The sequence below is a fragment of the Aequorivita sublithincola DSM 14238 genome, assembly GCF_000265385.1.
GTDB classification, from domain to species: domain Bacteria; phylum Bacteroidota; class Bacteroidia; order Flavobacteriales; family Flavobacteriaceae; genus Aequorivita; species Aequorivita sublithincola.
Genome location: NC_018013.1, coordinates 631,256 through 648,491, shown reverse-complemented (window position 1 = coordinate 648,491; position 17,236 = coordinate 631,256). Strand labels below are relative to the sequence as shown.

Sequence of the window (17,236 nt, the reverse complement as noted above, 5' to 3'; positions counted from 1 at the left end):
CTATTTCCTAATATTTTCCAAAAAAGCTACCACAGAACTATGCGAAACCGCATTCTCCTTAAAATATTCCAATGACTCATTTTTTTCTTCCTTTGAAGCGTTGAATTGGTTTAAAATATTCATCAAGTGCATTTTCATATGTCCTTTTTGGATTCCGGTTGTAACCAAAGACCGAATTGCTGCAAAGTTTTGGGCTAAACCGGCAACTGCTATAATTTTCATTAATTCCTTAGCATCTGGTTTTTGAAGAATTTCAAAAGCCAATCTTGTTAGTGGATGAAGCGATGTTAAACCGCCAACAGTACCAATAGCCAACGGCAATTCAATCCAAAAGGTGAAAACATCGTCTTCGATTTTAGCGTGTGTTAAGCTTCCGTAATAGCTATTTCTGGCTGCATACGCGTGAACTCCCGCTTCAACAGCGCGGAAATCATTTCCAGTTGCCAAAACAACAGCGTCCACACCGTTCATAATTCCTTTATTATGCGTCACGGCTCGTCTTGTCTCGGTTTTTGCTATATCTATGGCGCGTACAAATTTTTCTGCAAAATGTTTTCCTTCGTAATGTTTTGTAGTTAATTCTTCAACTTTACAGCTCACTTCGGCACGAACCAAACATTCGGGAACGTAGTTGGAGAGGATGCTCATCACAACTTCAGGAAAGGTTTTTTTCTTCTGAAATGTTCCAAAATTTCTGGCTTCCTCTTCAAAAGTGTGTGCCATTTGTTCCAAACAACTGTTTATGAAATTGGCACCCATAGCATCCAAAGTTTCAAAGGTTGCGTGAATGTAAAAATATCCTTCTAGTATATGTGATTTATCAACTAGCGAAAGTTCTAAAAGTCCACCGCCGCGGGCTTTCATGTTTTTTTCGATGGATTGGATGCTGTTGCGAAGTTTCGGTTTTGTTTCTTCAAAAAAAGCTTCAAATTCTTTTTCATCTCCGTAGAAATTGAAATGTATTTGACCATTTTTTTCTGTTGAAATGACTTCAGCCTTAAACCCACCGCGCTCAAACCAAAACTTGGCGGCATTGCTGGCAGCGGCAACAACCGAGCTTTCCTCTGTAACCATTGGTAAAGCGTAAAGCTCTCCATCAATCAAAAAGTTGGGTGCGATTCCAAAAGGTAAATAATAGTTTGAAAGCGTATTTTCAATAAAATCGTCGTGAAGTTGCTGTAACGAAGCGTCTTCATTCCAGTAATTTTTTAAAATTTGAATGGAATTTGGATTGTTTTGCAGATAGTTTTCTGCAAGCCATTCAATTTTTTCGGCTTTAGTTTTCTTAGAAAATCCAGAAACAGATTGGTTCATTTATGTATATATCAATTAATAGCAAAGATAGTATTTCGATGTAGTTTCTTCAGAATCATTTAATAAAGAAAAAGGTATTTAAAAACAATATTGTTTTTAAATACCTTTTCCATTCAGCTTAAAACGAAAATCAAAAGTGTTTTAAGCTTCTTTTTCCTGTGCATCTTTCACGGGTTTCGGCCTGACGTTGAATTTTTTGCGTTTTGGTCGTAATTTACCGTGAGAGCCAATACTTATTTTTCCGCGCTTTGTTTTTTTATCACCTCTCCCCATTACTTTTTATTTTGTTGTTTTTTGATAGTCTTTTTATCAATGTCAACCTTATTGGTTTTTTGGTTGATATTTCCAGTTGGGTTTGTAGGATTTGTCTGCTCTGTTTTTCTTTCAAATTTCTTTTCCATGGTTTCTTTTCTTTTGAATTATTGTTGAATTCCTAAAGTATAAAACCTAAATCACAAATTCTGCTAAACCCTTGCTAAATAATGGTTAAACCTTTCTGATCGCGTTTAAGAAATTCGAAATTTCACCCAAGCCTTTGTCTGAAAGCATTTTTATAAATGCGCTACCTATGATTGCTCCTTTTGCATGTTTTGTAGCTTGCTGAAAAGTTTCAGAATTATTTATTCCGAAGCCAACAATCTGAGGATTTTTAAGCGAAAGCGTAGCAATTCTTTTAAAATAATCTTCTTGTGCATTTCCAAAGCCTGATGAACTTCCAGTAACACTGGCGCTACTAACCATATAAATAAATCCTTCGGAAGCATTATCAATTTGCCGAATTCGTTCTTCGTAAGTTTGTGGCGTGATTAAAAAGATATTCATTAAGCCATATTTTTTGAAGATTTCGGAATAATGTTCTTCATATTCAGCCAATGGAAGATCTGGAAGAATCAAGCCGTCAATACCAACTTCTGCACATTTTTTACAGAAATTTTCAACCCCAAACTGAAGCACTGGATTGAAATACCCCATGATTATTAGCGGGATTGAAACCGTTTTTCGAACATCTTTCAATTGCTGAAAAAGTAATTCTGTAGTCATCCCATTTTTCAAAGCCACTTGCGAACTTGCTTGAATAGTGGGTCCATCTGCCAAAGGATCACTGAACGGCAAACCGATTTCAACCATATCTACGCCGTTTTTTTCTAATTGCTGAAGTATTTCAACTGTATCGTCAAGTTTTGGATAACCAGCGGTGAAGTAAATGGAAAGAAGCTTTTTATTTTCTGAAAGTTTTTCTTGAATTCTATTCATAATAATATAGAAGATTAAACCTGACAGGTTTTTAAAACCTGTCAGGTTTAAATTTGTTTATAAATTGAAATATTTTATATAAGTATCTAAATCTTTATCTCCACGACCGCTTAAATTCACAACAACCACATCGTCTTTTTTGAATTTTCTATTCTCAAAAATGGCGAGCGCATGACTGCTTTCAATGGCGGGAATAATTCCTTCCAATTTACAAAGTTCAAGACCTGCTTTCATCGCTTCTACATCGGTTATTGAAATAAATTCCCCACGACCCGAAGCAAAAAGATTGGCGTGCATTGGGCCAACTCCAGGATAATCTAAACCTGCGGAAATAGAGTAAGGTTCTGTAATTTGCCCATCATTCGTTTGCATCAACAAGGTTTTACTACCGTGAATAATTCCAACTTTTCCTAAGGCTGAAGTTGCAGCGCTTTCGCCACTATCAATTCCTTTTCCAGCAGCTTCCACTGCGATAATTCCAACTTCTGGTTTGTCTAAATAATGATAAAAAGCTCCTGCAGCATTACTGCCTCCGCCAACACAGGCAACAACAAAATCTGGGTTTTCACGACCTAACTTTTCTTTGAGTTGCATTTTTATTTCTTCAGAAATCACACTTTGAAAACGCGCAACCATATCTGGATACGGATGCGGACCAACCACGCTACCTATAATATAATGTGTGTCCAGAGGATTATTGATCCAATCGCGAATGGCTTCATTAGTCGCGTCTTTTAAAGTTTTACTTCCGCTTGTTGCGGGAACTACTTTTGCGCCGAGCATTTTCATTCGAGCAACATTGGGCGCTTGACGTTTAATATCAACTTCTCCCATAAAAACGATACACTCCAAACCCATTAGTGCGCAAACTGTGGCTGTTGCAACACCGTGTTGTCCTGCGCCAGTTTCAGCAATAATGCGAGTTTTGCCCAAACGTTGGGCCATTAAAATCTGGCCGATGGTATTGTTTACTTTATGAGCACCTGTATGGCAAAGATCTTCACGTTTTAAATAGATTTTTGTGTTGTATTTTTCTGAAAGCCGCTTCGCAAAATAGAGCGGAGTAGGGCGACCCACATATTCTTTTAGCAATTGCTGAAATTCTTTTTGAAAAGATTCCTCAGCCATAACTTTTAAATAATTCTGACGAAGTTCTTCCACATTGGGATACAACATTTCTGGAATGTATGCGCCACCAAACTCGCCGTAATAGCCTTTTTCGTTTACGTTATAATTCATTTTTGAATTTTTTTAAATCTTCAATATTTTTCAAACCTGGTTCATCTTCAAACTTGCTGTTTACATCAATTGCGTGAATTGGAAGGTCGGTTTTTAGTAACTCTTTTAACGAATCAACTTCATTCAAACCAATACCACCACTTAAAATGAAAGGTTTTTTAAGTTTGTATTTCTTTAGAATCTCCCAATTGAAAGTGAAGCCGTTTCCACCTTTATCTTTTCCTTTTGTGTCGAAAAGAAATTTGTCTACTTTGTTTTCGAAAATTGATAATTGGCTAAAATCGAAGTCATCATCAATACCAAAAGCTTTCCAGACTAATGTGTTTGAAAAAACTAAATACCATTGCAAATCCAGCACATACTCCTTGCTTTCGTTACCGTGAAGTTGAATATAATCTAAGGAGTGTTTTTTAGTCAATTCAATAACTTTTGAAATTTTTTCATCTACAAAAACGCCAACTTTCTTAACTCCGTCTGGTAGCGTTGGAATTTCACCATCAAAAAACCTCGGACTCTTATCGTAAAAAATAAAGCCTAAATAATCTGGCTGAAGCGCGGCAACTTCGGCTATGTTATCTTTCATTCCGCAGATTTTTAACAATGGTTTCATCTCAATTTCTCTATAAATGCTTTAGCTGTTTCACCAGGATTTTCGGTTTTCATGAAATTTTCACCTATTAAAAATCCTTCAAAACCATAAGTTCTTAAATCTTTTATGGTTTCTACATCGCTGATTCCACTTTCAGAAATTTTCACAAAATCATGCGGAATCTCTGCTGACAGTTTTTTACTGGTTTCAATATTTACTTTGAAATTTTTCAGATTTCTGTTGTTAACACCAATCATATCTACATTTGGTAAAAGTGATTTTTGAAGTTCTTCAAGATTGTGAACTTCGAGCAAAACGTCTAGTCTTAAGCTTTTGGCCAAATGAGAAAACTGTTTTAATTCTTCCGCGGAAAGGCAAGCTGCAATCAGCAAAATAGTATCTGCGCCGAAAGCTTTGGCTTCGTATATTTGATAGGGATCAACTATAAATTCCTTGCGCAGAATAGGGATTGAAACTGTTTTTTCAGCTAACAAAAGATCGTCCAAAGAGCCGCCAAAAAAGTTAGAATCCGTTAAAACTGAAATCCCTTTTGCCCCAGCAAGTTCGTAGCCTGAAACTACTTCGTGCAACAAGACTTTGTCGTTTATTACCGATTTGCTGGGCGAACGGCGCTTGTGTTCGGCAATAATTCCTGTGGTTGAAATTCGCAACGCTTCCGCCAAAGATTTTGTTTCTTTTGCAAAGAGTGGAAATTTTTCCAACAAACGGGTTGGAATTGTTTCTCTTTTCGCGGCAACTTCTTTTAGTTTGTAGGCTGTTATTTTTTCTAAGATTGTCATTTTCGTAATCGTTAATCGTTAGATAATTGTTGTAATTTTTTTAATGAATCCAATGCTTTTCCAGATTGTAAAGACTGTTTCGCCTTTTCAAAACCTTCTAATATTGTACAGTTTTCAACTACGGAAATAGCCATTCCGGCATTTGCACAGACTACATTATTTTGGGCTTCGGTGCCTTTCCCGTTTAAAATATTCAAAAATATTTCTGCGGAAGATTTTACTGTTTCGCCTCCAAATATCTGGGATTCTTCAATCTGTTTTACGCCGAAATCTTCTGCATTTAAAATATTTTCTGAAGCTTTCGTAATCACTTTTACTGGTCCAGTTAAAGAAATTTCATCATAACCGTCCATAGCGTGAAGCACCGCATAATTCTTTTCACTTTTTTGATAAAGATAGCCGTACATACGCGCTAATTCCAAATCATAAACTCCAACCAACTGATTTTTCGGAAAAGCTGGGTTCACCATAGGTCCCAACATATTGAAAAAGGTTTTTACGCCTAATTCTTTGCGGATTGGTGCAACGTTTTTCATTGCTGGGTGGAATAGGGGAGCGTGCAAAACACAAATTCCAGCTTTATCCAAACAGCGTTTCAAAAAATCTTTTTTATTGCTAAATTTTATACCCAATGCTTCCATAACATTGCTACTTCCGCTAATTGAAGAAACCCCGTAATTACCGTGTTTGGTTACTTTCACGCCCGCACCAGCCGTAACGAAAGACGCTAAAGTTGAAATGTTAAAAGTATTTTTTCCGTCGCCACCAGTTCCGCATAGATCGATGGTGTTGTAGTTATCGAAATCGACCGCCAAACACAAGTCAAGCAATGCGTCTCTAAATCCCTCTAATTCTTCCAAACTTACGTTTCGCATCATATAAACAGTCAAAAAAGCTGCAATCTGGTTTTGGTTGTATTTTCCTTCAGAAATATTCACCAAAACGGTTCTTGCTTCACTTTTGGTGAGTTGCTCGTGATTTATTAATCTGTTTAGAATTTGTTTCATTTTAACTTTCAATCCAATTTTTAATAATTTGTTTTCCTTTTGGCGTCAACACACTTTCGGGGTGAAACTGTACGCCGCAAACATCGTAAACTTTATGACGAAGAGACATAATCTGACCGTTTTCATCTACCGAAGTAATTTCCAAAATGGCTGGAAAATTTTCTTTTGAAACTACCCAACTGTGGTAACGGCCTATTTCTATTTCCTTTTCCAATCCTTTAAAAAGCTGTTCGTTTTCTGAAATGATTGTTGCTTTTGTGGTAACCCCGTGAAAAACCTTGCTCAAGTTTTCTAGCTTTCCGCCAAAAACTTCGCCTATTGCTTGTTGGCCTAAACACACACCAAAAATTGGTTTTGACGCAGCATATTTTTGAATTACTGCTTTCAGCAAACCGGCTTCATCGGGAATTCCTGGGCCAGGTGAGAGAAGGATTTTATCGTAATCTTCTGCTTCTTCCAAGTAAAATTTGTCGTTTCGTCTTACGGTTACTTCGCAATCTAATTCTTCTAAATAGTGAACCAGATTGTAAACAAAACTGTCGTAATTGTCTATTACTAATATTTTCATATTTATATACTTTCAGCTAATTCCAGCGCTTTCGTTAGTGCGCCCAATTTATTATAAACTTCCTGCAATTCATTTTCTTCATTGCTTTCTGAAACCACGCCAGCGCCGGCTTGATAATGTAATGTATGGTTTTTGCTCACAAAGGAACGGATGATAATGGCGTGATTAAAATTTCCGTTAAAGTCCATAAAACCTATGGCGCCACCGTAAAACTCACGACTTCTATTTTCATATTTTTCTAGCAATTGCAAGGCTTTGTGTTTTGGTGCGCCGCTCAATGTTCCTGCAGGAAATGTATCTGCAACGATTTGCATGGTTGATGTTTTTGGATTTTTCGTCGCAGTAACTTTGCTTACCAAATGAATTACGTGCGAGAAAAACTGAACTTCTCGATATGTTTCCACTTTTACATTTGTGCCATGGCGGCTTAAATCGTTTCGTGCCAAATCTACAAGCATTACGTGTTCGCTGTTTTCTTTTTTGTCTTCGGAAAGTTTTTTGGCGAGCTCAGCGTCTTGTTCGTCGTTTCCGGTGCGCTTAAAAGTTCCTGCAATTGGATGGATTTCTGCGCGATTTCCTTTTACAATTAACTGCGCTTCGGGCGAACTTCCGAAAATTTTAAAATTTCCGTAGTCGAAATAAAACAAATAAGGCGAAGGATTCACACTTCGCAATGCTCGATAAACGTTGAATTCATCACCAGTAAATTTCTGCGAAAAACGTTTGCTGGGTACAATTTGAAACACATCGCCACGCTGGCAATGTTCTTTGCATTTTCGAACCAATGCTTTAAAATCTTCATCATTAAGGTTGGTGGTTCGTTCGCCATTTCTTTCAAAGGAAAATTCAGCAAAGCTCTTTGACTTCATAATTTGTTCAATCTGCGGAATGTTGTTTTCGGCTTCATAAGTATGTGCAAAAATGTATGCTTCGTTATTGAAATGGTTTATCGCAATTACATTTTGATAAACTGCATAATACAAATCTGGCATCCCCAGGTTTTCCTCTTTTTTCGAAAGCTGAATATCTTCAAAATATTTAACTGCATCAAAAGCCATATATCCGAAAAGACCGTTGTTGATGAACTTGAAGTTATTTTCTTCGGAAGAAAAAGAAGCAGCAAATTCATCTAAAATTTTTGGGACATTTATGTTTTCTGAAATTTCAGTAATTGAACTTTTTCCATCGGGAAATTGTTGAAAAATAGTCTCGTTTTCAACTTTAATGGTAGCAATTGGATTAAAGCAGATATAACTAAAACTATTGTCGTTGGCGTGATAGTCGCTACTTTCTAGCAATAGACTATTCGGAAATTTATCGCGCAACCGCAAATAAACCGAAACAGGCGTGAGGGTGTCTGCCAAGAGCTTTTTTGAATATGTTTTTAAATTATATTTCATTTTTAAATTTTTTCTTTTCGGCTCCGCTCAAAGACCCATTAAAGTACCCTGAGCGGAGCCAAAGGGTACGGGCAAAAAAAAAAGGCTTGTCGTGATTGACAAGCCTTTTTGTATATGTTATACTATAGGTGTTTCGCTCACGTTGTTTTTCGTAAGTTGCTCCACCACCAAGTATTTGTTGTAATTGTTTTCATAATTTTGAAGTTCAAATATAGAAAGGTTTTTTTTATCAGAAAGCATTATGATAAAATTTTTTAAAATTTTGTTTCGCTTCATTCATATTGTTTAATTTTACCAAAAAATTTATAAAATGGCAGACTTGACCCAACAACAGTGGTGTGAACAATGTGAAAAGGATGATAATGCAGTAATTCTGGACGTTCGCACAGATGCAGAGTTTGAGGAAGGGTATATTCCTGGAGCAATTCAAATTGATATTTTTAACGGCGCGGAATTTCTTCAACGTGCAAAACAATTGGATCCACACAAAAATTATTATGTTTATTGTCGCTCTGGTGGCAGAAGTGGGCAGGCTTGTATGTTGCTTAATTCTGTTGGTGTAAAAAATGCCTACAACCTAAAAGGTGGGATTATGGAATACAAAGGCGAAACAATTAATTAAAAAATTTATACAATGAAAAAGCTATCAATACTTTTTGGACTTACCATAATTCTTTTTTTTACAGCCTGTAATGACAGTAGCGTTGCACAGGAAATACATCTTTTGAGTCGGCAGGAGTACCATGATGTAACCGCCAAAAAAGATGTTCAATTGGTTGATGTACGCACACCAGAAGAATTTGCTGAAGGGCATCTTGATAATGCCAAAAACATTAATGTTCTGGAAACTGATTTTATAACCCAGGCAGAAAAATTAAACTTGGACGAGCCAATTTATTTATACTGCCGAAGCGGAAAAAGAAGTGCAAAAGCAGCTTTGATCCTTAAAGATGTTGGGTTTAAAGAAATTTATGATATGAATGGTGGCTATATTCATTGGGTAGAAGACGGATTTCAAGACAAAAACTAATTTTCTTCTTAAATATTTTAACGTAGTGAAACGCTTCTAGTTAAACTGACGCCAAAGTTCTTTTTAAGAGAATCTATAATTCAAAAGGCTTCGTATCTTCATATAAGTAAATAGGCTTATTATGGAAGATAGAGAAGAAAATAGATATATAAAAATAGCAGAACTTATAACTGCAAGCTGCAGATTTGATAAACGACCCTCCAAGGAATTTCAAAGATTTCACCAGTCTTTTTTCAATTTTTACTTTAATTCAATCGATCTAAATATTGATTATGAAAATAATGTAATTTCTATTTGGAACTCTAAGCCATTGACCAAAAACCCCGTGAGACTTTTTGATTTAAATGAGGCTATTTCAGATAATGTTTGCTACACTAACTTAGAAGAAACCTTAAACGGTTGTTTGGAAGAAGGTCATCTCCAAGAAAATTTCTACAAAAAATTGCTTTGTGAATTTGGAGACTTCGGCAAGGATGAAAAGAATAATTTGAGCGCTTAAAATTAATTACCTATAAATTTAATTCCAACGGAAATAAGACTATAGTATAAACCGCTATCACGTTTATAATAATCGTATTTTAAATCTACACTCTTCAATCCAAAGTTCATCAATTTTAACTTTGTAAAAATGTCCGTATAACTTACTCCAAAACCATATTGGTTTGCAGAAAACTTAGAAAGGTCATAATCTGAAGTATAAAATTCAGATGTAGAGAGTGCTATATTGTATGGGTAAAAATAATCTGCGGCAGTTTGATTGTAAAAACGATAACTTGGATAAAGAGTAAACTTATCAGTGATTTTTATAGGGATTTCAACATTCGCCGTTTGTGAGGTAATTCCCCAATTATCAAAATAGTAACGATAATAAATGCGCACTACAAAAATTTCATTAATAAAATAATTCAATCGTCCGCCAATTGCCGTTTTAAAACGTGTGTCAGGCAATCGTTCAACATCATCCGCCAATTGGAAATTTTCACGAAAACGATCAGGAAGATCACTAAAATAAACTCTTTGAAAAGGGGTAGATAATAATCCTTGTTGCTGAACCAAATCCAAAGAAAAAGAAGTTTGAATGCTTTTTGAAAGTATTTGCGCAAATCCAAAACCAAGCGAATATGAATTTCTATTTTTCTTGTCCAATCCATTAAAAGTTGAAGATTCGCGAAGTTCAATTGGGTATAATAATTTCCAAGTATCTAAATAGGCATTTGCATGAATGCTAACCTCAGTATTCTTTTCATTGAAAAGCTTCGTATAGGTTCCACCAAAACCTATGGAGAAATAATCATATTCTGAAGATACTGAAACTTTGGCGCTTATTATATCATTTCTGCTATCACTGCTATGAGAATAATTTAGATTTCCTCCAAACCATATATCACTTGAAGAAGCTCCGGAAGATGCTACAAAAGGATCAGCGGGATTACCACTGTCAAAAGGATCTATGTTACTTGAAGAGGCAGAGGTGTATGCAGAAATACCTGCGTCAATCTTTAAAACATCGTCGTCGTTTACTGGGATTGCTACAACAATTGTTGGTGTAATATCGGTTAATTTTTCTGTACCTATACCACCGCTTACTGCAGCGTTGTCTCCATCTTGGCTATAATAGCTTGCGAGAAAATCTACTTCTGGCGCTTCAAGCACACGTTTTTTATAGGTGGAAGTGGAATCTTGCGCAAAGACTGTTGCTGAAAACAGAATTACAAATAAACTAATTATGTTTTTCATAAATCTTTTTAATTACAGCCGCAACCGCCGCCAGTTTTACCTCCGTTGGCACCTGAAGCAGCTTCGCGATATGCCTGTGCGTTAATCTCAAACCTATCAACAGCTTTGTCGCTCAAAGCCATATCGGGGTCGTTGAGTTTTACTTTTTCGTATTCTTTTACAACTGTGCAGGAACTTAACGAACCCAGAATTATAATACTGAAGAGAATTATTATGTTTTTCATAGTTTTTCTGACTGCCACTGCAAACTGTGGCTGCTTACTTTTTAAGAGTTTCAATTTCTATGTTTTCTGAAGTAAAAATTTCACCTTTTTCGTCTATAACGATACATTCTATTTTTGGTAATTGGTTTATAAAATCAACTCCAACATCTTTTCCCATTACAAAAATTGAAGTTGCCAAAGCATCAGCAATTTCAGCCTTTGGAGGGAAAACAGTGGCGCTGATAATTCCTGTTGCGGGATAACCCGTGCGTGGGTCAATAATATGCGTATAACGGATGTCATTAAAAGTAACGTATTTCTCGTAATTACCAGAGGTAACCACGGCGTTATCTTTTAGCGGAAGTAGTGCAAAAGCTTTGTTTTTGTCCATCGGGTTGGTGATGGCTACTTTCCAAAATTCTCCGTTGGGTTGTTTTCCCCAAGTGTTCATATCGCCAGAAGCATTTATTATTCCTGAAATAACCCCTTTTTCCATCAAAAGTTTTTTGGCTTTATCAGCAGCATATCCTTTGCCAATGCCTCCAAAGCCAATTTTCATTCCTTCCAATTTCAGAAAAACAGTAACATTTTCAGGGTCGAGGATTGTATTTTGATACCCAACCTTTGTAACGGATTGTTTTGTAGCCTCTTCGGAAGGTATCTCCGTCATACTACCATCAAACTTCCAGATTTTATCCATAGAAGCAAAACTGATATCAAAAGCACCATCTGTCAATTTTGAAATTTCAAAGCAACGTCCAATCAGATTGTAGAGTTCTTTATCAATTTTCACAGGTTTTATACCCGCATTTCTATTTATTTCTGAAGTTTGGGAAGCAGGATCCCAAGAGGAAATTAGTTTTTCGATTCTAGTAATTTCTCCAACTGCTAGATCTATATAATTGTTTGCTTCGGTGGAATCATTTGCCACTACTGTTATTTCAAACCGGCTGCCCATTAGTTTGAGTGTCCGTTTAAAAATATTTTGTGAGAACGTCAAATTCACACAAAGAAGTGCTATAAATATGGGGAGTGATTTTTTCAAATTATTTTAGGAATGCCTCCAATTTGTCGATATATACTTTGGGTGATGTTTTTTCATAGCCAGCTTCACCCAAAACAGTACCGTCTTTGTCAAGAACTACTACAAAAGGAAAATACCCTTGTTTATTATATTTTTCGGCAAGTTGATTATTTTTTTGTTGTTGCTCGTCTGGTAGGGCATTCATCTTTTTCCTTGGAAAATCTGCCTGCAGCATCACAAAATGATCTTTTGAATAATTTTTGAATTCGTCTGTGTTCCATATTTCCCGATCAAGTTTTATACACGGTGCGCACCAATCGCTTCCTTGAAAAACCAATATTATTGGGTGATTTTCTTCGGAAGAAATTTGTTTTGCAGTTTCAAAATCAGTTTGCCATTCTTGGGCAGAGAGTGTTGCTGAAAATACGATTGCAGCAAATAATAAAACAATTTTTTTCATTGGGATTTTAATATTCTTTAAAACGGTTAAGTTTCAACTTTAGTGCCGAAGTTTCAATCTGATATATGTTTTTAGAAAGAAATTAGTTTCAATTTTAAAAATTACCCATTCGGGGCATCTGCTGAAGGGCCATAACTTCCCGGAACTTCAATATCCAGCAATCTATAGTAAACGCCCAACTGTGCGCGATGATGTGTAATTTGGTTTAATCCATGGCGAATGGCGCCATATTTAGACCATTCCATTATTTTTTGGCCATTCATCTGGATACTCCAATTGGGTTTTAAGTCTTCTTCCTTTGCAGCTTCCAGAGCATTAATTCCTGCGGTATATTGTTTTTTAATATAGGCTTCTAAATCAGCTTTGTCATTCATTTTTTCAGGATTATAACCTGCGGAAAGGTCTAAACAATCTGTATTTAAAATTATTTCTGGCCAACCAAAAATGTCTATGATATGGTTGGTTAAAGCCATCATTTTCATGCTCTTCTCGTGTGGAGCATAATCGTTTTTATCCTTCGGAAAATTATTCAGAAATTTTTTAGTGGTGATATATTCTTCAGTGAATTCGTCTTTAAAGTTTTTTAGTGTATCCATAAGCTTTCGAATTTTGGTTTATTAAGAACTTTAGTGTTGAAATTAGGAAGTAATTTACCCATATAAACCATTTTTCCGAGTTTAAAAAAAGTTAAATTTGCAGTCTAAAACTTTTTCAAATTGGCAAAACAAATTACAGATACAATTTTAATGATTCGTCCCGTTGCATTCCGTATGAACGAGCAAACGGCAGTAAACAATTTTTTTCAGGAAGACATTGCGCTTAAAAATGCTGAAATTAATACCAAAGCACAAGCAGAGTTTGATGCTTTTGTGCGAAAACTTCGCGCAGTTGGCGTAAATGTAATTGTAGAAAATGATGATTTGCGAACGGATACACCAGACTCGATTTTCCCCAACAATTGGATCAGTTTTCACGAAAATGGTGATATAGGTTTATATCCAATGTTTGCTGAAAACCGCCGTCGCGAAAGACGTGAGGAGGTTTTAATTCGTTTGGAAAGCGAAGGGTTTTTGATAAATAATGTTTATGATTATACCGAAGCCGAGGAAGAAGGAATATTTTTGGAAGGAACAGGTAGTCTTTTACTAGACCGTATAAATCACAAGGCGTATTGTGCTCTTTCAGCACGCGCAGATGAAGAATTGTTGATTGAATTTTGCGAAGATTTTGAATATCTCCCAGTAATTTTTACCGCCAATCAAACCGTGGACGGCAAACGTTTGCCAATATACCATACAAACGTAATGATGTGTCTTGCAGAAAAATTCTGTGTAATATGTTTAGATACGATTGATGAGCCTTCTGAAAAGAAAAATATTGTTCAGCATTTAAAAAAGGACGGAAAGGAAATTATTGCAATTACCGAAGCACAAATGCACAGTTTTGCAGGCAATATGCTTCAACTTCAGGGAACTGAAAAAAAATATTTAATAATGAGTGCCGCTGCTCATGATGTTTTAACAAAAGAACAAGTTGCTTCAATTGAGAAACATTGCGAAATTTTAAGTAGTGATCTTACCACAATAGAAACCTGTGGTGGTGGAAGCGCACGCTGTATGATGGCAGAGGTGTTTTTGCCTAAGGCCTAATTTGGGTGGGAAACGTATTCTCCTTCAGCAATATTTTTGATCATTCCTCCAAAGATAAAATAATGGAAGGGAAGCATCAAGTACCAATATAATCTCCCCCAAATACCTTTTGGACGAAAAGTGGCGGTTTGTATCAATTCATTTTTATCATTAATGCAGAATTCTAGCCAAGCTTCTCCAGGAAGTTTCATTTCTGCAAAAAGCAGTAATCTTTTGCTTTCTCTATCCGCATAAAGTACGCGCCAGAAATCCAAGGCATCGCCTGTATAAATTTGATCGGGATGTGTTCGTCCGCGACGAAGCCCAACGCCACCAAAGAGTTTATCCATAAATCCGCGTATTTTCCAGAGCGAGTTTGCATAATACCAACCTCGTTTTCCGCCAATAGCCCAAATATTATTTAATGCTTTTTCGGGATCTTTCACTTTCAAAACCTTATGGTCTTTTAAGCAACCAAACTTTGGTACTTGAATATATTCCTTCAAATTTGAAATTCTGCCAGCTACAAGAGAATCTTTCCAACTAGAAATTACAAGGTTTTGTTCAATTTTAATAAAAGCTTTTTTAATGGCTTCTTCATAAGTAATTGGTTGAATATTTAAAATTTCTTGCAGTTTATTATCCCTTGCAACTACTTCCATTTTCATACTATCCACGAGGTTTACTGCTAGTTTATAGGAAGTTGAGGTAACAAAATAAAGCCAATAAGAAGACAAACGTGGAGACATAATAGGCACAGAAATTATCAAAAGTTTAAGCCCACGTATTTTGGAATATTTCAAGAGCATTTCTTTGTAAGTCAAAACATCGGGCCCACCAATATCAAAAGATTGGTCAAAACATTTTTCATTGTCCAAAACACCGTAAAGAAAGGCGATCACGTCGCGAATGGCGATGGGTTGGATTTTCGTTTTCAACCATTTTGGAGCAACCATTAAAGGAAGCTTTTCACACAAATCTCTAATAATTTCAAAAGAAGAACTTCCGCTACCCACAACAATTCCGGCTCGTAAAGCCGTTAAATGATAGCTTCCTTTAAATAAAATATCTTCTACTTTTTTTCTGGAAGCAAGATGTTTTGAAAGCTGTTCTTCATTTACAATTCCGCTTAAATATATAACCTGCTTTACAGAAGTCGCAGCCATATATTTATTGAAATTTTCAGCGGCCTTCGCCTCAATTTCATCAAAATTTTTATCCGCGCTACTCATTGAGTGTATCAAGTAGTAAGCTGCGTCGATGTCTTTTGGGAAAGATTCGAGATTTACTTCTTCAGCAAAATCCACTTCCACAACAGTTACGTTTTTTGTAGTTTCTGGATCTAAGGGTAATCTGTTTTTGTCGCGCACAGCACAAATTACATCGTGGCCGTTTGCAAGTAGTTCAGGTAATAACCGCATTCCTATATATCCATTGGCACCTGTGAGTAATATTTTCAATTGTTTAGTTTTGTTTAAAGATATATCATAATAATTAAACCAAAGTTAAAAAGCCGTTAAGTTATGAGGCGCCATATTTTTCAAAGTACTATCTTTAAATGTTCAACCTAAAAAACCAAAGTTTATGAAAATCTTAAAAATAGTATTGATGATAGTCGGCGTTGTTTTGATCGTCTTTGGATTGTACAATGCCTTTGTTCCCCAGCAAGTTTTGGATATTGGGCCGCTGGAAGTTAATGCGAAGGAAGGCTTAAGCAATCAAACTTTGGGAATGATTGGTATTGGTGTTTTGGCGCTGATAGCTGGCGCGTTGCTTAAAAACCGTCGCTAAGTCTTAAACATTTATTGTTTTAAGAATAGAGATTACGGCCGCGCTGATATATTCCACGCCTATTGAAATGACAATAAAGCCCACAATTCGCGAAATAGCGTTGATGCCAGAAGCACCCAAAAATTTGCTGATGTAATGCGAACTTCTCAAAATTAGAAACGTTGCAAGCCCAACCGCCAAAACAGCAAGTATTACATAAATTATTGAGGTAGTGGTTTGGTATTTCTGATTGAAGGTAATTAGTAATGAAATAGATCCAGGCCCGGCCAGCATTGGAATGGCGAGTGGCGTAAGTGAAAATTTTTCGCGTTTGTCCAAATCTTTTTGAACACGTTTGTTCTTCATTCCTTTGTGTTTCGAAAAAGTTCCCGTTAAAAGTGCAAAACCTGAGGTAACGATTATCATTCCGCCTGCAATGCGCAAAGCGTTCAAACTTATCCCGAAAAATTTTAATAAATAAGTTCCTGCGAAGAAGGAAATAATCAAAATAACAATCACATTTATTGTGGTTAAAAGTGAAGTTTTGTTTCTTTCAGAAATGCTTTCATCACTTGTTAAACCTACAAATACAGGCACAGTTCCCAAAGGGTTTATCACCGAAAAAAGTGCCGCAAAAACATATAAAAAAATGTCCATAGTTTTTTCGGCAAAGGACGCTTGGTTTTGGAATTTGTAGATTACTTAAACGTTATCTTAATGTTACAAATAGGTTGGCTAAAGTTCTTCCAAACGGTCCGGCGCAGCTGCATTTTTTGCTTCCATAACTTTCTTTACAAAACTGTGAACAGATTTGTCCTTTGCCTTCGCTTCAATTTTTAAAAAATAATCGTCTTTATAAATTGAATATTCTTCAGCTTTCCCTTTATAAACCACCAATTTATAATAGGGAATTATAAGCGCATATGAATTTAATTTACTTCGGAAACCCACAATAATTCCCTTGGGCCGCATCTCAATATTACAGACGTTTCGGTTGTTGTCTAAATTCATCAAATTGCTAATTTGTATGCTGGTTTCTGTTAATATAAGTTTTGGCGAACCTATTCCGCGCATTTTGAAGCGTTCTTTTATATTGAAAGGTTTACCAAGTTCTTCATTTATTTTTCTAGTTATTTCTTTGTCGTTGTATGAAACTTGAATTAGCATTTTTTTCCTTTAAAGATACAAGATTCAGAAATACTTAAAATTTAAA

Annotated in this window: 24 protein-coding genes; 5 read left to right on the top strand and 19 right to left on the bottom strand. The window is 35.9% G+C overall.

All coding sequences use genetic code 11. The features are described from left to right. The 11 genes from AEQSU_RS03180 to AEQSU_RS16585 all read right to left on the bottom strand — a co-directional run bounded on the left by AEQSU_RS03180 (position 1) and on the right by AEQSU_RS16585 (position 8,447). Positions 1-1,314, bottom strand: a complete 1,314-nt coding sequence (locus AEQSU_RS03180; RefSeq protein ID WP_014781419.1) for a hydroxymethylglutaryl-CoA reductase, degradative — start codon at positions 1,312-1,314, stop codon at positions 1-3. A gap of 141 nt (positions 1,315-1,455) precedes the next feature. After that, a complete protein-coding gene (locus tag AEQSU_RS16340; RefSeq protein ID WP_014781418.1) occupies positions 1,456-1,587 on the bottom strand; it encodes a 30S ribosomal protein THX in 132 nt (43 codons plus the stop codon). Next, positions 1,587-1,715 (bottom strand): hypothetical protein, encoded by a 129-nt coding sequence (locus AEQSU_RS16990; RefSeq protein ID WP_014781417.1) that lies wholly within the window; start codon positions 1,713-1,715, stop codon positions 1,587-1,589. The genes AEQSU_RS16340 and AEQSU_RS16990 overlap by 1 nt, the downstream gene beginning before the upstream one ends. A gap of 85 nt (positions 1,716-1,800) precedes the next feature. Beyond that, positions 1,801-2,568 carry a tryptophan synthase subunit alpha gene (trpA, locus tag AEQSU_RS03175; protein WP_014781416.1) on the bottom strand — a complete coding sequence of 256 codons (768 nt, stop codon included), beginning with the start codon at positions 2,566-2,568 and terminating at the stop codon, positions 1,801-1,803. 57 nt (positions 2,569-2,625) lie between these two features. Then, positions 2,626-3,807 carry a tryptophan synthase subunit beta gene (trpB, locus tag AEQSU_RS03170; protein WP_014781415.1) on the bottom strand — a complete coding sequence of 394 codons (1,182 nt, stop codon included), beginning with the start codon at positions 3,805-3,807 and terminating at the stop codon, positions 2,626-2,628. Next, positions 3,797-4,390: a phosphoribosylanthranilate isomerase gene (locus tag AEQSU_RS03165; RefSeq protein ID WP_014781414.1), complete on the bottom strand. Its 594-nt coding sequence runs from the start codon at positions 4,388-4,390 to the stop codon at positions 3,797-3,799. Before AEQSU_RS03165 ends, trpB begins: the two co-directional genes overlap by 11 nt. Positions 4,391-4,413: 23 nt before the next feature. After that, positions 4,414-5,196 (bottom strand): indole-3-glycerol phosphate synthase TrpC, encoded by a 783-nt coding sequence (trpC, locus tag AEQSU_RS03160; protein ID WP_014781413.1) that lies wholly within the window; start codon positions 5,194-5,196, stop codon positions 4,414-4,416. Positions 5,197-5,207: 11 nt separating this feature from the next. Next, positions 5,208-6,203 carry an anthranilate phosphoribosyltransferase gene (trpD, locus tag AEQSU_RS03155; RefSeq protein ID WP_014781412.1) on the bottom strand — a complete coding sequence of 332 codons (996 nt, stop codon included), beginning with the start codon at positions 6,201-6,203 and terminating at the stop codon, positions 5,208-5,210. Between the two features lies 1 nt (position 6,204). After that, the gene (locus AEQSU_RS03150; protein WP_014781411.1) at positions 6,205-6,771 is read right to left on the bottom strand and encodes an anthranilate synthase component II; all 567 of its coding nucleotides are present in this window, start codon (positions 6,769-6,771) and stop codon (positions 6,205-6,207) included. Between the two features lie 2 nt (positions 6,772-6,773). Further along, complete coding sequence (locus AEQSU_RS03145) at positions 6,774-8,171, bottom strand: anthranilate synthase component I family protein (RefSeq protein WP_014781410.1); 1,398 nt, start codon at positions 8,169-8,171, stop codon at positions 6,774-6,776. A 117-nt stretch (positions 8,172-8,288) separates the two neighbouring features. Further along, positions 8,289-8,447, bottom strand: a complete 159-nt coding sequence (locus tag AEQSU_RS16585; protein WP_014781409.1) for a hypothetical protein — start codon at positions 8,445-8,447, stop codon at positions 8,289-8,291. 34 nt (positions 8,448-8,481) lie between these two features. Between AEQSU_RS16585 and AEQSU_RS03140 the strand changes: the two genes are divergently transcribed. The 3 genes from AEQSU_RS03140 (at position 8,482) to AEQSU_RS03130 (ending at position 9,700) form a co-directional block, all read left to right on the top strand. Further along, on the top strand, positions 8,482-8,793 hold the full coding sequence (locus tag AEQSU_RS03140) for a rhodanese-like domain-containing protein (protein WP_014781408.1): 312 nt from the start codon (positions 8,482-8,484) through the stop codon (positions 8,791-8,793). A 12-nt stretch (positions 8,794-8,805) separates the two neighbouring features. Further along, the gene (locus tag AEQSU_RS03135) at positions 8,806-9,201 is read left to right on the top strand and encodes a rhodanese-like domain-containing protein (RefSeq protein ID WP_014781407.1); all 396 of its coding nucleotides are present in this window, start codon (positions 8,806-8,808) and stop codon (positions 9,199-9,201) included. 121 nt (positions 9,202-9,322) lie between these two features. Further along, positions 9,323-9,700: a hypothetical protein gene (locus tag AEQSU_RS03130; protein ID WP_014781406.1), complete on the top strand. Its 378-nt coding sequence runs from the start codon at positions 9,323-9,325 to the stop codon at positions 9,698-9,700. A 2-nt stretch (positions 9,701-9,702) separates the two neighbouring features. Here AEQSU_RS03130 and AEQSU_RS03125 read toward each other — a convergent pair whose 3' ends face one another. The 5 genes from AEQSU_RS03125 to AEQSU_RS03105 form a co-directional block, all read right to left on the bottom strand. After that, positions 9,703-10,938 (bottom strand): DUF3570 domain-containing protein, encoded by a 1,236-nt coding sequence (locus AEQSU_RS03125; protein WP_014781405.1) that lies wholly within the window; start codon positions 10,936-10,938, stop codon positions 9,703-9,705. Between the two features lie 8 nt (positions 10,939-10,946). Beyond that, on the bottom strand, positions 10,947-11,162 hold the full coding sequence (locus AEQSU_RS03120) for a DUF4266 domain-containing protein (RefSeq protein WP_042492264.1): 216 nt from the start codon (positions 11,160-11,162) through the stop codon (positions 10,947-10,949). A gap of 34 nt (positions 11,163-11,196) precedes the next feature. After that, positions 11,197-12,186: an FAD:protein FMN transferase gene (locus AEQSU_RS03115; RefSeq protein ID WP_014781403.1), complete on the bottom strand. Its 990-nt coding sequence runs from the start codon at positions 12,184-12,186 to the stop codon at positions 11,197-11,199. Between the two features lies 1 nt (position 12,187). After that, positions 12,188-12,625 (bottom strand): thioredoxin family protein, encoded by a 438-nt coding sequence (locus AEQSU_RS03110; RefSeq protein ID WP_014781402.1) that lies wholly within the window; start codon positions 12,623-12,625, stop codon positions 12,188-12,190. Between the two features lie 101 nt (positions 12,626-12,726). Further along, a complete protein-coding gene (locus tag AEQSU_RS03105; protein WP_014781401.1) occupies positions 12,727-13,221 on the bottom strand; it encodes a DinB family protein in 495 nt (164 codons plus the stop codon). 150 nt (positions 13,222-13,371) lie between these two features. Here AEQSU_RS03105 and ctlX point away from each other — a divergent pair, with 150 nt between their 5' ends. Next, positions 13,372-14,274: a citrulline utilization hydrolase CtlX gene (gene ctlX / locus AEQSU_RS03100; protein WP_042492262.1), complete on the top strand. Its 903-nt coding sequence runs from the start codon at positions 13,372-13,374 to the stop codon at positions 14,272-14,274. Here ctlX and AEQSU_RS03095 read toward each other — a convergent pair. Further along, the gene (locus AEQSU_RS03095; RefSeq protein ID WP_014781399.1) at positions 14,271-15,713 is read right to left on the bottom strand and encodes an SDR family oxidoreductase; all 1,443 of its coding nucleotides are present in this window, start codon (positions 15,711-15,713) and stop codon (positions 14,271-14,273) included. The genes ctlX and AEQSU_RS03095 overlap by 4 nt on opposite strands. 124 nt (positions 15,714-15,837) lie before the next feature. Between AEQSU_RS03095 and AEQSU_RS03090 the strand changes: the two genes are divergently transcribed. Continuing rightward, positions 15,838-16,044 carry a hypothetical protein gene (locus AEQSU_RS03090; protein ID WP_014781398.1) on the top strand — a complete coding sequence of 69 codons (207 nt, stop codon included), beginning with the start codon at positions 15,838-15,840 and terminating at the stop codon, positions 16,042-16,044. Positions 16,045-16,047: 3 nt separating this feature from the next. Here the strand turns inward: AEQSU_RS03090 and AEQSU_RS03085 are convergent, their stop codons facing one another. Both AEQSU_RS03085 and AEQSU_RS03080 read right to left on the bottom strand, forming a co-directional pair. Continuing rightward, on the bottom strand, positions 16,048-16,680 hold the full coding sequence (locus AEQSU_RS03085) for a MarC family NAAT transporter (protein ID WP_014781397.1): 633 nt from the start codon (positions 16,678-16,680) through the stop codon (positions 16,048-16,050). 78 nt (positions 16,681-16,758) lie between these two features. Continuing rightward, on the bottom strand, positions 16,759-17,190 hold the full coding sequence (locus tag AEQSU_RS03080; RefSeq protein WP_014781396.1) for a hypothetical protein: 432 nt from the start codon (positions 17,188-17,190) through the stop codon (positions 16,759-16,761). Positions 17,191-17,236: the final 46 nt, after the last annotated feature.

What these genes read in the sequence shown, in the direction of transcription:
- AEQSU_RS16340 (WP_014781418.1), bottom strand. Translation starts at nt 1,587, where the DNA reads ATGGGGAGAGGTGATAAAAAAACAAAGCGCGGAAAAATAAGTATTGGC.
- AEQSU_RS03165 (WP_014781414.1), bottom strand. Translation starts at nt 4,390, where the DNA reads ATGAAAGATAACATAGCCGAAGTTGCCGCGCTTCAGCCAGATTATTTA.
- AEQSU_RS16990 (WP_014781417.1), bottom strand. Translation starts at nt 1,715, where the DNA reads ATGGAAAAGAAATTTGAAAGAAAAACAGAGCAGACAAATCCTACAAAC.
- AEQSU_RS03110 (WP_014781402.1), bottom strand. Translation starts at nt 12,625, where the DNA reads ATGAAAAAAATTGTTTTATTATTTGCTGCAATCGTATTTTCAGCAACA.
- trpB (WP_014781415.1), bottom strand. Translation starts at nt 3,807, where the DNA reads ATGAATTATAACGTAAACGAAAAAGGCTATTACGGCGAGTTTGGTGGC.
- AEQSU_RS03090 (WP_014781398.1), top strand. Translation starts at nt 15,838, where the DNA reads ATGAAAATCTTAAAAATAGTATTGATGATAGTCGGCGTTGTTTTGATC.
- trpC (WP_014781413.1), bottom strand. Translation starts at nt 5,196, where the DNA reads ATGACAATCTTAGAAAAAATAACAGCCTACAAACTAAAAGAAGTTGCC.
- AEQSU_RS03085 (WP_014781397.1), bottom strand. Translation starts at nt 16,680, where the DNA reads ATGGACATTTTTTTATATGTTTTTGCGGCACTTTTTTCGGTGATAAAC.
- AEQSU_RS03130 (WP_014781406.1), top strand. Translation starts at nt 9,323, where the DNA reads ATGGAAGATAGAGAAGAAAATAGATATATAAAAATAGCAGAACTTATA.
- AEQSU_RS03145 (WP_014781410.1), bottom strand. Translation starts at nt 8,171, where the DNA reads ATGAAATATAATTTAAAAACATATTCAAAAAAGCTCTTGGCAGACACC.
- AEQSU_RS03135 (WP_014781407.1), top strand. Translation starts at nt 8,806, where the DNA reads ATGAAAAAGCTATCAATACTTTTTGGACTTACCATAATTCTTTTTTTT.
- AEQSU_RS03080 (WP_014781396.1), bottom strand. Translation starts at nt 17,190, where the DNA reads ATGCTAATTCAAGTTTCATACAACGACAAAGAAATAACTAGAAAAATA.
- AEQSU_RS16585 (WP_014781409.1), bottom strand. Translation starts at nt 8,447, where the DNA reads ATGAAGCGAAACAAAATTTTAAAAAATTTTATCATAATGCTTTCTGAT.
- AEQSU_RS03125 (WP_014781405.1), bottom strand. Translation starts at nt 10,938, where the DNA reads ATGAAAAACATAATTAGTTTATTTGTAATTCTGTTTTCAGCAACAGTC.
- trpA (WP_014781416.1), bottom strand. Translation starts at nt 2,568, where the DNA reads ATGAATAGAATTCAAGAAAAACTTTCAGAAAATAAAAAGCTTCTTTCC.
- trpD (WP_014781412.1), bottom strand. Translation starts at nt 6,203, where the DNA reads ATGAAACAAATTCTAAACAGATTAATAAATCACGAGCAACTCACCAAA.
- AEQSU_RS03150 (WP_014781411.1), bottom strand. Translation starts at nt 6,771, where the DNA reads ATGAAAATATTAGTAATAGACAATTACGACAGTTTTGTTTACAATCTG.
- AEQSU_RS03180 (WP_014781419.1), bottom strand. Translation starts at nt 1,314, where the DNA reads ATGAACCAATCTGTTTCTGGATTTTCTAAGAAAACTAAAGCCGAAAAA.
- AEQSU_RS03140 (WP_014781408.1), top strand. Translation starts at nt 8,482, where the DNA reads ATGGCAGACTTGACCCAACAACAGTGGTGTGAACAATGTGAAAAGGAT.
- AEQSU_RS03120 (WP_042492264.1), bottom strand. Translation starts at nt 11,162, where the DNA reads ATGAAAAACATAATAATTCTCTTCAGTATTATAATTCTGGGTTCGTTA.
- ctlX (WP_042492262.1), top strand. Translation starts at nt 13,372, where the DNA reads ATGATTCGTCCCGTTGCATTCCGTATGAACGAGCAAACGGCAGTAAAC.
- AEQSU_RS03105 (WP_014781401.1), bottom strand. Translation starts at nt 13,221, where the DNA reads ATGGATACACTAAAAAACTTTAAAGACGAATTCACTGAAGAATATATC.